Consider the following 12,044-nt stretch of genomic DNA (forward strand, 5'->3'; position numbering starts at 1 on the left):
TTCAAATCCGCCTCCCGCAATAGCTTTAATGATGGTCCCGTGGTGTAGCGGTTAACATGCCTGCCTGTCACGCAGGAGATCGCGGGTTCGATTCCCGTCGGGACCGCCATTTTTTAAAAATTAATGTATGGCTCAGTAGCTCAGTCGGTAGAGCAAAGGACTGAAAATCCTTGTGTCGGCGGTTCGATTCCGTCCTGAGCCATACTTTTTTAAACAAGTATGGCGATTGTGGCGAAGTGGTTAACGCATCGGATTGTGGTTCCGACATTCGTGGGTTCGATTCCCATCAGTCGCCCCATATATATTATTTACTTAAGCGGGTGTAGTTTAGTGGTAAAACCTCAGCCTTCCAAGCTGATGTTGTCGGTTCGATTCCGATCACCCGCTCCATTATTATTCCACAGTAGCTCAGTGGTAGAGCTATCGGCTGTTAACCGATCGGTCGTAGGTTCGAGTCCTACCTGTGGAGCCATAAGGCCCCTTGGTCAAGCGGTTAAGACACCGCCCTTTCACGGCGGTAACACGGGTTCGAATCCCGTAGGGGTCATATAATCAGAGGTGAAATATCGCTTCTGATTTTTTTGTTTGTGGAGAGTTGTCCGAGTTGGCCGAAGGAGCACGCCTGGAAAGTGTGTAGGCGCCACAAGCGTCTCGAGGGTTCGAATCCCTCACTCTCCGCTTGTACCTTAATAATCAACTAATCCAAGACGTTGATATTGCTAGAAACCCCATGATAGTGGGGTTTCTTTTTTATGACTTTTTTAAAGAGTGGTAAATAAAATTTTGTGCCAACCATATGCCAACGTGCATGTTATTTTAGTGTTTTTGATGCCAACATAAATTAGATTCCAAGACTAGGTAGAGAAGGGGATTACTATATTATAAATAAGAGTTTGATAATTTTGACATTCTATATTGTTGTCAATTTGATTTTATTATAATATATACTTAATTAAACAAGAAAGTGGGAGTATATAAGGAGGTGTTTTTATGAATAGTGAATATATTACAAGACGAGAATTTCAGCAGCATGAAATAAATATGAACAATAGATTCGATGCAATCAATGATAAAATTTCCTTAACTAAAGATGTTTTATCAGGAGAAATAAAAAATGCTGTTTCCGAGTTGAAAAATGAAATAAACGATAATAAAGTTACATCAAAACGTTTTTGGATAGGTATTAGTATACCAACTATATTAAGCTTCTTATCTATGATTATCACTATATTAGTAGCATTGCTATTTTAAATTAAACATACCTTAATCAATTGTTCATTATTATGTTGAAGTGCTTTTACATCATCATTGTTAAATTGTTTAATCTCTCTTTCTAGCTTTAAAATTTTGTAAAATACTTGAATTGCATGAACTGGATCACTCGATGAAAAAGAAAAGATTAACATTCGATTTTCACCATAATCTAAAATTAATTTACTAGAAATAAAGTTTTCTATTGTATCTAATGAAACAACCTCTGACCACGGGATTTGAAAAGTTAAATTTGCTTTATGCTGCACTAATATAATTTCTTGTATTGTCACAAATATTGAACCTATTACATACTCTTTATCAATCTTAGTTGATGTTTCAGATTCTAGTAAGACCTCAACTTCAGGGAATTTAGATTGAAACAACATTTTATCCATTTTTTTAGCTTTCAATTTCATTTCACCCTTTCTAATTATTTATAACGCTAGTGAACACGAGTATTTATAAAAGTATGTCAGTCTTCTTTCTTTTTAATACTAAAAATTAATAAAATAAGTGGAACACTAAACAATATAGGCATTATAAAAATAAGTGGCAATGTCATAAGAACCATGTATAAAAATGTGCTGTCTAATGTGTATTTAGACATGTGTATCATTCCTTTATATTTAAGTAGATATAAATTTACTTTATTGTAACCTTGTTACGACATATGGGCAAAATAAAGGCTAGGACTTTTTTATTTAAGTCCTAGCCTTTAAATATTCTTAAATATTCATGTCACTTCAGTTTTCTGTGCTTTTAAGAAGAAATACACGCCTACGAGTACGATAATGATACCTAGTATTTGTACGTATCCTAAGTATTCTTTAAGGATAAATATTGCTAATATTGAGGCGCCTACGGGTTCTAATAGCATGCTCATTGATATGGTTGTTGGATTGATTATATTTAAGAGATAATTAAATATGACGTGTGCTATTGTTGGGAAAATTGCCAATGATATAAATAAGAGCCATTCTTTCATTGAATAGTTTACTAATGTAGCATGCGTGATGATGTTATAAATAAGTAAAAAGACGCCTGCGAAGAAGAATACGATAATGCTATAAACCCAATGTGTGAGTTTGAGCATTGCATTCTTTCCGATCATTAGGTAACACACTATAGATATTACGCTTAATAAGGACAATACATTACCAATCATTACAGTTAAGTCAGTTATATTAAAGTCGCCCCAACTTACGATTACAACACCGATAAATGATATTAAAATTGTACTCAAAACTTTTAGCGTTATTTTTTCTTTATAAAATAAGAAACTTGCGATAATCGCAATAATGGGTTGTAAAGATAATATGACTGTTGAACTAGCAACGGTTGTTAATTTTAATGAACCAAACCATAATCCGAAATGAAGCGCTAAAAATAGACCAGCTAATATAAGATAAAGCACGTCTTTTAGATTTAATTTAAAGATTTCTTTTTTATATCGATATGCAAAAGGTACTAGTAAGATGACTGCTATAAACATCCTGTTCATGCTTATCACGCTAGAAGGGGCGTTTGATAGCTTTACCAATATTGCAGCTAGTGAAATGGCAATAACTGAAATAAGTAACAATATATTTGTCAGTTTGTTCATAAGCAAAACCTCAATTATAAATTATAATTTTAAATGTTTGATTGGATAATCTTTTTCTTGTAGTTCTGTTTTTAATAAGGTCAATGTTTTGTCTCCTAATTAGATATGAATATTAAAATGATAGCATATGAAGGTTAAATGCGTATAGGTTATCATCATTTTTTAATAAACTTTTAAATCTTGTAAATAATATATTTTAATAATAATTTTTATGGATTTTTTTAGAGATTTATTTTTGTTCATTGTTGTGAAAGTATTGGTATTTCAGTGTGTTTATCAATTTATTATACTAGAATGATATTTGTGGTAATTATTATATGATTGCTTTAACTTATCTCTTCTGTTTTTAATTGTTTCAATATTGATTATATGTTATTAATTAAGTTAGGTTAAAAATACTTAGTTATAAAGTGAATGCATTTATTGTATATACAATGGAGGAAGTAATGAAATTAGCGTGGTTAATTGATACAACAACTTATATTGATCAAAATATGGATGATAAAGATTTATTTGTCGTTTCTTTATCTACAATTATTAATGACAAACCTTATAAAGACTCAGAATTTGAAAGTTCAAAGTTATTTTTTGATATGTTAAAAGAAAATGGTAATGGTGCAAAAACGGCTCAACCTACACCTCAAGATTTTATTGAAACGTATGAGCAAATTCAAGAAGAAGGCTATACACATGTTATTGCAGTTCATCCTTCTAGTAGTTTATCAGGCACATATGCATCATCGCTATCAACTGCACAATCTTTCCCAATGGAAATTCATGTAATTGATAGTGGAACAGGTAGCTTTCCTCAAAAAGAATTAGTCGAGTATGGTAGAAAACTTTATGATGAGGACTATTCATTTGAAGAAATCGTTAATAAGTTAGAAGAAGTTAAACATACAAGTGAATTATATTTGTTGCCGAGAAACTTACAACAATTAAAGAATAGTGGAAGGGTTTCGAACAGCAAATATTTATTAAGTAGTTTGCTTCATATTAAGTTATTATTGAAATTAGAGAACAGTACAATCGACTTAGAACTTAAGTCTAGAGGCAACAAGAAAATAGAAGCTTATTTAATCACACATATTAAAGAAATTATTGATAAAGGTGTTACACATATTGGTGTATTACATGCTGGGAATGAGCAAGAAGCACATGTGTGGAAAGAGCGCATATTAACTTTAAATAAAGATGTAAGTGTATATATCGAACCATTAGTTCCTGTAGCATCTGTTCATACTGGATATGGCACGATTGGAATAGGTTGGATACAAACTCAATAATGAAAACGTTTAAAAACCTGAGAAAAAATTAACTCAGGTTTTTTTCTATACAAAATTCAAAAAAACTCTTGTAATTGCTTAGCAAAAGTACTAATATGGATAAATCTGATTAAAATAATAAGATTAAAGGAGCGTTGAGACATGAAAAAATATCCTTTAGCGATTTGGATACTTAGCCTTGGTGCTTTTGCGATAGGTATGACTGAATTTGTAATCATGGGTTTGTTACCTAATATAGCGAGAGATCTCGATGTAACGGTATCCGATGCGGGTCAATTGATTACAGGTTATGCATTGAGTGTTGCAATTGGCGGACCGATTATAGTGTTAGCGACTTATAAATTACCTCGAAAAAATTTACTCGTCTTATTAATGGCTATTTTTATAGTAGGTAACGGGATAGGTGGTATTGCGCCTAATTATGGTTCGCTTATGTTAAGTAGAATTATTGCCGCTTTAGCACACGGTTCATTCTTTGGTATAGGTTCAATACTTGCAGCAAGTATGGTACCCCCTCATAAAAGAGCAAGTGCAATGGCTTTAATGTTTATGGGATTAACAATGAGCAACATCATTGGTGTACCATTCGGAACATTTGTTGGCCAAATTTTTGGCTGGAAAATGACATTTATTATTATTAGTGTTCTAGGATTATTAACATTAATAGGTATTATTCGATTTGTACCTAATCAAAAAGATACACAGCCGATTTCAATTAAAAATGAATTGAGTGTATTAAAAGATGTTAAACTTTGGCTGACACTAGGTGTAACACTGTTCGGATTCAGTAGTGTATTTGCTTATTTCACGTATATTTCTCAAATATTAATTAACGTTTCGCATATAGAAGAACGTTGGATTTCATTTGTGCTTATTATATTCGGTGTTGGTGTAACATTTGGTAATATTATTGGCGGCAAATTAGCAGACTGGAATTTAAATAAAGCATTGAATACGATATTTATCGTCTTTCCAATATATATCTTTATGATGTACTTTATTCAAAATTATAGCTTGCTAATGGTTGTTGGTATTTTTGTATTTGGTTTGATTGGATTTAGTATGAGTCCATCATTACAATTTAAAAGTATGGTCATTTCACAAGATGCACCAATGCTTGCTAGTACGATGAATCAATCTGCATTTAACATCGGTAATGCTCTTGGTGCGTTCATCGGCGGTATCGTAGTAAGTCAATTAGAAGTTAAGGACCTAGCGTTAGTCGCGCCATTCTTAACAATTATAGGCCTTGTCTTCTTATTACTTGAACGATTCGTTACACAAAGAAGAGAAAAAGAAGCAATCTAATATGCTGAAAACCTAGGTGAATTTGTCACCTAGGTTTTTTGATGTTTTAAAGCATTTTTTATGTTTAAATTCAAAAATATCGTTATAATGAATAATGGTATAAGGAGGTCCAAACGATGAAACATTGGATTGAACAACAGGTGGCTCGAACACCACATAAAATTGCAATTCAACAAGGTGATGTTGAATTAACTTATGAAGAGCTATTTAACGATTCTAAAAATAAAGCACATTACATTAAGCAACTACAATTGAAAAGAGTTGGACTATATATAAAGAATGATATTAAACATGCATCACTTATCATTGCAGCTTGGTTAGCAAATGTAGAAGTGGTTATGATTAATACAAAGTTAACACCAGTCGAAATTGAACAACAATTGGACAGTATTGGTGTTCAAACTGTCTTTACGTATAAAACTTTACATATTAAACAAAATTGTATCGATATCGAGGATATACATTTGGACGACATTAAACATGAGGATTATGATTTTACGTTTGATATGGATGATATTGCGACGATTATGTTTACTTCTGGTACAACTGGTCCTGCAAAAGCTGTACCACAAACTTTTTCAAATCATTATTTTAGTGCAATGGGTTGCAAAGAAAGTCTCGGCTATGATGAATCAACGAGATGGTTGTCCGTCTTACCGATATACCATATTTCAGGTTTAAGTGTGTTAATACGTAGTTTAATTGAAGGTTTTACTCTTATTTTAGAACCGAAATTTGATGTTGATCGCGTGATACATTTAATTAAAAATGATAACATCACACATATTTCATTAGTGCCTCAAACACTACAATGGTTGATGCAAGATGAGTTAACACAACCATATCAATTAGAAAAAATATTATTAGGCGGCGCAAAGTTATCTGAAACGATGATTAATAAAGCGTTAGACAATCAATTGCCGATATATAATTCGTTTGGTATGACTGAAACATGCTCTCAGTTTGTTACAGCAAGTCCAGAGATGTTACGTGAAGAACCAAGCACAGTAGGGAAAGTACCTTCAAATGTAAGACTCAAAATTTTAAATCAAAATGAAGAAGGACATGGGGAAGTCGCTGTATCCGGTGGCAATGTGATGAATGGCTATTTAACAGGTAGTCAGAATTCAGATACATTTGAAGATGGTTATTTTAAAACAGGTGATGTTGGATCAATAGATGATTCCGGTTATGTATATATTTATGATAGAAGAAAAGATTTAATCATTAGTGGTGGAGAAAATATTTATCCATTTGAAATTGAACATGTTATATTAATTCATCCGGATGTTCAAAATTGTGTTGTTGTACCAGTTGATGATGAAAAGTGGGGTCAAGTACCTGCATTAGTGTATGAAGCGGAACAGACTATCCAAGATGATACATTTAAAAATATACTCAATAATAAATTAGCAAAATATAAACACCCAAAATACTTTTATAAAATAAACGAAATTCCAAGAACTTCAACTGGTAAACTTTCAAGATATAAAGTAAAGGCGTGGGTCATGAATGAGAAAAAATAGTTTGCATTTCTATAGATTCAAAGCACCTTTCAGAGTACCGATACGAACACCTTTAATAGCATTAAATGAGCGAGAAGCATTAATTGTAGAATGGCAAGATATGAATGGGTATACGTATTATGGTGAATGTAATGCGTTTAATAGTGACTGGTATCATTTCGAGACAATAGATAAAGTTGAAGAAACTTTAATAAAATGGTTTGAAAAACATGAATTTGTTGATTTTAATAGTTATCCATTATGTTGTGAATTAATAGATGAACTCATCGAATATCCGAATGCACGTAGCGTTATGTCTATGATATTCTTTCAGAAATTTCATGAGTTAAAGCCGATTGAAGTGGCATATGGTGCAACAATTAATCAAAATATTGAACACTATTTTAAGCAATATAATGGTGAATTACCAACGAGAATTAAAATAAAATGGCATAAAGAAGTTAATCGAGATATAGATTTTTTAACAGAACATTATCCACAAATACAAAGAGCGATTGATGCAAATGGTGTGTTAAATCATGAACATGTGTCTTTATTAAATACATTTAAAGATGAACAATTTATATATATTGAGCAGCCATTTTCTAAATATGAGGACTATTTTGAGCATATCAGTGCGCTTAAGTTACCAGTATTTATTGATGAAAGTGCTTTAAATTTAGAGCAAATTATTCAATTTAATCAGCATAATCTGATCGATGGTGTTGTGATTAAACCTTCACGTGTTGGAGGTATAGATAAAGCGCTTGAAATTATAGAATATTGTCGCGAACATCAACTTAAATATGTCATAGGTGGGATGTATGAATTTGGACTCAGTAGTTACTATACTGCATACTTAGCTCAGCAAAGTTCTTATCCGAGTGATGTAACACCAAGTGATTATTACTTTACAGAAGATTTCGTTGTTAATAGTTCAAAGACTCAAGGTCATCAAATTAAATATTTGCCACCAATCGTTGATAAAGATAAATTAACAAAATAAAAGGCATATGTGCTAAATTTTTAGCGCATATGCCTTTAAATAAATGTTATGAATCTTTTTTAGGTGGAACAGGATCGTATCCACCTGGATGAAATGGGTGGCATTTTAAGATACGTTTCGTACCTAACCAAGTTCCTTTTATGACACCATATTCTGAAATAGCTTCAACAGCATAGTTAGAACATGTAGGTTGGAACCTGCATGTAGGTGGTGTCAATGGGGATATATATCGTTGATAAAGGCGTATTAATTTAATAAATACTTTTTTCATATCAATGCTCCTATTTATAATTGTTTTTCGTTAAGTTCTGGTATGGTTTAACATCAGTGGAATTGAATTTATAGAAATCTGTTGTCTGTTTCATATGGATGTTAATCGTTTCATTTTTAATTTTTCCAGTTGCTTTAATGTTAAAGGTTAACGTTTTTGGTAATGTTTTGTCTTTTTGGAATGTAAGTTTAAACTTACCACTTTTAATTTTTAAGTCATTAATATTGCTTAATGACGCTTGATCTGCCAGTGGTGATTGACTAAATCCTAGTTGATAGAGATACTCCATAACTTTTCCTGTACCTTCATATGAAAGAGTATTGTTTTCTAAAGTGACATCATCTTCAATAGGTTTTAGTAAACTTTGATTAAAAGTCGTTAAATCGAACCAATCTTGCCCAATTTTTTGATAATAATCTATTTCGGCATTTTTTGCATGATAATTTAAATACTTAGATTTAGGTGAGGATTTGATTTCGTTTGAATCAATCCAAACACTTTTATTATGCACTGGAATTTGTTTTGTATTACTTTTTTGTTCGACATTAAATGCAAGTTTATCATGGTGGTTTGTTCGGCCATGTGACAGTTGTTTAAGCGTTGTTTTTTTATCTTGAAAATCAACTGTTGTTTCGTTACTAGATTTAATCGAATGTGAATCTACTTTTTTAATGTTTTTTTGAAAAGCTTCGATAGCATCGCTACTATCATCAAATTTATTTTGACCTTCTGGACTACAACTTGCTAGAATAAGAGTAATTGTTAATACTAAGGTCGTTAAGGTTAACTTTTTCAATATCTTCTACCTTCCTAATAATATGTATATACAGTTTATCATAATTGAAGAAAGAGGTCGTGTATCATGCGCTACAAAGATCCAAATGGATTGGATGTTGATTTAGTATATAAATGTCCAACAGATCAACAAAATGCGAAACATGTTCTTGGTATTCCGATTTTTAATAATGAATATGTGTTAACGCATCATAAGATAAGAGGTATTGAATTTCCTGGTGGGAAAGTTGAACCAAATGAAACGAATAAAGAGGCTGTTCAGCGTGAATTATATGAAGAAACGGGTGCGGTCGCTAAAAATATAACGTTTATAGCTTCATATACTGTACATGATAAAATCCCATTTAATAAAGATGTCTATTTTATTGAGGTCGAATCATTGGATAGCAATAAAGCATATTTCGAAACTTATGGACCCGTTATTGCTAAAGAAATTAATGATATACCTGAAGAAGAAAAGAGCTTTCTTTTAAAAGATACAGCAATATTAAAGTGCGTTGAAAGGGTGTATAAACTTGGATTTCTACAGTAAGAAAAAAATGCCAGTTTTCTTTAATCATCATCTAACTGAAGAAGTGATATATGAAGTGGATGAATTGAAAGTTAGAGGCATGTTGATGACACCAAATGAACGTGTTAATCGCATAGTTGTATATTTACGTGGTGGCAAAGGACAAGTAGGTAGAGTGAGACCAGGTCGTATGGCACAATTTAAAGATAAACATACAATTGTATTTGCACCTTATTACAGAGGTAGTAACGGTAGTGAAGGTAGAGACGAATTTTGTGGTGATGACCTTCATGATGTTATAGAAGGTATAGAAATATTAAAATCACATTATCCAAATGTTCCTGTTCATATGATTGGATTCTCTAGAGGAGGTATTCAAGGCTTACTTACGTATCAAAAAGTGAAAGCAACGAGTTATATTATATGGGGCGGCGTGTCAGATTTACTAATGATGTACGAAGAACGAATAGATCTAAGAGGGATGTTAAAAAGAATGGTTGGACATCCTAAAAAACAATTTGAAGCTTATGCACGTAGAAATGCATTGCAATCTATTCATAAAGACAGTCCACCTATATTAATCGTTCATGGTGATAAAGATAAGCAAGTAAATATTAATATGGCATATCATTTAGAAGAACATTTAAAGCAAGAAGCGGTTGATCATCAAACGATCTATTTAAATGGAGAAGGGCATGTTTTAAGACCAGAAATAGAAAAGCAAACATTGTTACAAATCAAAGAATGGATGTATAAATGTGAAAAAAGCTTGGACCAATAAGGCCCAAGCTCTTTTAGTATTTTATAAGCGATTATACGTAAATCCGCCTTCTTCTTGAATATGTTCAGAAGACTCTCCGAATTTACTGAAGTTTTCTTTGAAGTTCTTAGCAAGTAATTTTGCTTTTTCGTCATATGCGTCAGAAGATACCCATGTATTACGTGGATATAATATTTCCGAAGGTACACCTGGTACATGTTTCGGGATATTAAGGCCAAAGATATCATCTTGAACAAATTCTGAATTCTTAATTTCTCCACTAATTGCACGACGAATCATTGAACGGGTATGTTTCAAATCCATTCTTGAACCTACTCCGTATTCGCCACCAGTCCAACCAGTGTTTACAAGATAAACATCTACATTATGTTCATCAATTAATTTACCAAGTAATTCAGCGTATTCAGTCGCATGTAATGGTAAGAAAGGTGAACCGAAACATGTTGAGAATACTGGTTGAGGGCTTGTTACGCCTCTTTCTGTACCTGCTAACTTAGAAGTGAAACCACTTAAGAAATGATACATAGCTTGAGATTTATCTAATTTAGAAATAGGTGGTAATACGCCAAATGCATCTGCAGTTAAGAAGATAATTGTATTTGGGTGACCAGCTATTGATGGTGTAATAATATTATCGATAAAATCTATTGGGTATGCAGCCCTTGTATTTTCAGTTAATGTAGTGTCGTCATAATCAACTGAACCATTAGGATTTACGGTAACATTTTCTAGAACTGTACCATAACGAATAGCATCGTAAATTTGTGGTTCTTTTTCACGACTAAGACTTACTGTTTTAGCGTAGCAACCACCTTCAATATTGAAGACACCATTTTCGTTCCAACCATGTTCATCGTCTCCGATTAATTTTCTATTAGGATCTGCAGATAACGTTGTTTTACCTGTACCAGATAGACCAAAGAATAAAGCTACATCTTTGTTATAACCTACGTTTGCTGAACAGTGCATACTCATAATGCCTTTTTTAGGTAATAAATAGTTCATCACTGAGAATATACCTTTTTTCATTTCACCAGCGTATTCAGTACCGCCAATTAGTATGACACGGTGTTTGAACGAAGTTATAATGAATGTCTCAGAATTTGTACCGTCTTTTTCTGGATCAGCTTTAAATCCTGGTGCACTAATAACAGTGAAATTAGGGCTGATATTAAGTGCTTCTTCTTTAGTTTCTGGGCGGATAAACATGTTCTGTGCAAATAAATTATGCCAAGGCATTTCGTTAATCACGCGTAAATTTAATCGTGATGATTCATCTGCACCTGCATATCCATTAAAGACATAAAGTTGTGATTTTTGGTTTAAGTAGTCAATAACTTGATCATATAAATTTAAAAAGTTACTTTCTGAGATAGGTTGGTTGATTGTACCCCAATCAATATCTTGTTCAGTATCTTCCTCTTTAACGATAAATTTGTCTTTAGGAGAGCGACCTGTGTATTTACCAGTTTCCATTCTGATTGCGCCAGATTCTGTTAATACGCCTTCTCCTGCTTCTAGAATGTGATTGTACAATTCGGTTCTAGAAAGTTGCTGTAGTGTAGTGTCCTTCTTTAAAAGGTTTGAAAGTTCGATTGATTCGGTAATTGACTGTATTGCCATAAATGACGACCCCCATGTCTAATATTAGTGTTGTAAGCATTTTCATGGAATTAGTATAACACATTAAAATATATAGTCTATACTAATGAGTGAATTTGTTA

12 protein-coding genes and 7 tRNA genes are annotated in these 12,044 nt (G+C 32.4%); 14 read left to right on the forward strand and 5 right to left on the reverse strand.

Features of this window, described 5'->3' with window-relative positions:
• Positions 1-33 precede the first annotated feature (33 nt).
• The 8 genes from CD035_RS11690 (at position 34) to CD035_RS11725 (ending at position 1,251) form a co-directional block, all read left to right on the forward strand.
• A tRNA-Asp gene (locus CD035_RS11690) sits at positions 34-109 on the forward strand.
• A gap of 20 nt (positions 110-129) precedes the next feature.
• A tRNA-Phe gene (locus CD035_RS11695) sits at positions 130-202 on the forward strand.
• Positions 203-222: 20 nt separating this feature from the next.
• Positions 223-298 (forward strand) — tRNA-His (locus tag CD035_RS11700).
• A gap of 18 nt (positions 299-316) precedes the next feature.
• Positions 317-390 (forward strand) — tRNA-Gly (locus tag CD035_RS11705).
• Between the two features lie 7 nt (positions 391-397).
• Positions 398-472 (forward strand) — tRNA-Asn (locus CD035_RS11710).
• A gap of 3 nt (positions 473-475) precedes the next feature.
• Positions 476-547: transfer RNA gene (locus tag CD035_RS11715), tRNA-Glu, on the forward strand.
• Between the two features lie 42 nt (positions 548-589).
• Positions 590-678 (forward strand) — tRNA-Ser (locus tag CD035_RS11720).
• Positions 679-990: 312 nt separating this feature from the next.
• On the forward strand, positions 991-1,251 hold the full coding sequence (locus CD035_RS11725) for a hypothetical protein (protein ID WP_229412550.1): 261 nt from the start codon (positions 991-993) through the stop codon (positions 1,249-1,251).
• Here the strand turns inward: CD035_RS11725 and CD035_RS11730 are convergent.
• Complete coding sequence (locus tag CD035_RS11730; RefSeq protein ID WP_048539505.1) at positions 1,248-1,664, reverse strand: hypothetical protein; 417 nt, start codon at positions 1,662-1,664, stop codon at positions 1,248-1,250. The two genes, CD035_RS11725 and CD035_RS11730, sit on opposite strands and share 4 nt — an antisense overlap.
• Positions 1,665-1,987: 323 nt before the next feature.
• On the reverse strand, positions 1,988-2,857 hold the full coding sequence (locus tag CD035_RS11735) for a DMT family transporter (protein ID WP_048539506.1): 870 nt from the start codon (positions 2,855-2,857) through the stop codon (positions 1,988-1,990).
• Positions 2,858-3,303: 446 nt separating this feature from the next.
• Here CD035_RS11735 and CD035_RS11740 point away from each other — a divergent pair, with 446 nt between their 5' ends.
• The 4 genes from CD035_RS11740 to menC all read left to right on the forward strand — a co-directional run bounded on the left by CD035_RS11740 (position 3,304) and on the right by menC (position 7,962).
• Entirely contained in the window at positions 3,304-4,143 is an 840-nt protein-coding gene (locus CD035_RS11740) for a DegV family protein (RefSeq protein WP_048539507.1), read from the forward strand.
• 141 nt (positions 4,144-4,284) lie between these two features.
• Positions 4,285-5,451 (forward strand): MFS transporter, encoded by a 1,167-nt coding sequence (locus tag CD035_RS11745; RefSeq protein ID WP_025905549.1) that lies wholly within the window; start codon positions 4,285-4,287, stop codon positions 5,449-5,451.
• A gap of 116 nt (positions 5,452-5,567) precedes the next feature.
• Entirely contained in the window at positions 5,568-6,977 is a 1,410-nt protein-coding gene (gene menE, locus CD035_RS11750; RefSeq protein ID WP_048539508.1) for an o-succinylbenzoate--CoA ligase, read from the forward strand.
• Complete coding sequence (gene menC / locus CD035_RS11755; protein ID WP_048539509.1) at positions 6,964-7,962, forward strand: o-succinylbenzoate synthase; 999 nt, start codon at positions 6,964-6,966, stop codon at positions 7,960-7,962. The genes menE and menC overlap by 14 nt, the downstream gene beginning before the upstream one ends.
• 46 nt (positions 7,963-8,008) lie before the next feature.
• Here menC and yidD read toward each other — a convergent pair whose 3' ends face one another.
• The gene (yidD, locus tag CD035_RS11760; protein ID WP_025905546.1) at positions 8,009-8,233 is read right to left on the reverse strand and encodes a membrane protein insertion efficiency factor YidD; all 225 of its coding nucleotides are present in this window, start codon (positions 8,231-8,233) and stop codon (positions 8,009-8,011) included.
• A 10-nt stretch (positions 8,234-8,243) separates the two neighbouring features.
• Positions 8,244-9,029, reverse strand: coding sequence for a hypothetical protein (locus tag CD035_RS11765; protein WP_048539510.1), 786 nt, complete (start codon positions 9,027-9,029; stop codon positions 8,244-8,246).
• Positions 9,030-9,095: 66 nt separating this feature from the next.
• On the opposite strand from CD035_RS11765, the gene ytkD reads away from it, so the two are divergent.
• Both ytkD and CD035_RS11775 read left to right on the forward strand, forming a co-directional pair.
• On the forward strand, positions 9,096-9,560 hold the full coding sequence (gene ytkD / locus CD035_RS11770) for an RNA deprotection pyrophosphohydrolase (protein WP_048539511.1): 465 nt from the start codon (positions 9,096-9,098) through the stop codon (positions 9,558-9,560).
• On the forward strand, positions 9,544-10,320 hold the full coding sequence (locus CD035_RS11775; protein WP_174435712.1) for an alpha/beta hydrolase family protein: 777 nt from the start codon (positions 9,544-9,546) through the stop codon (positions 10,318-10,320). The genes ytkD and CD035_RS11775 overlap by 17 nt, the downstream gene beginning before the upstream one ends.
• 21 nt (positions 10,321-10,341) lie before the next feature.
• Here CD035_RS11775 and pckA read toward each other — a convergent pair whose 3' ends face one another.
• A complete protein-coding gene (pckA, locus tag CD035_RS11780) occupies positions 10,342-11,943 on the reverse strand; it encodes a phosphoenolpyruvate carboxykinase (ATP) (RefSeq protein ID WP_048539512.1) in 1,602 nt (533 codons plus the stop codon).
• Positions 11,944-12,044 lie beyond the last annotated feature (101 nt).

This window comes from Mammaliicoccus sciuri, assembly GCF_002901825.1.
Classification (GTDB): domain Bacteria; phylum Bacillota; class Bacilli; order Staphylococcales; family Staphylococcaceae; genus Mammaliicoccus; species Mammaliicoccus sciuri.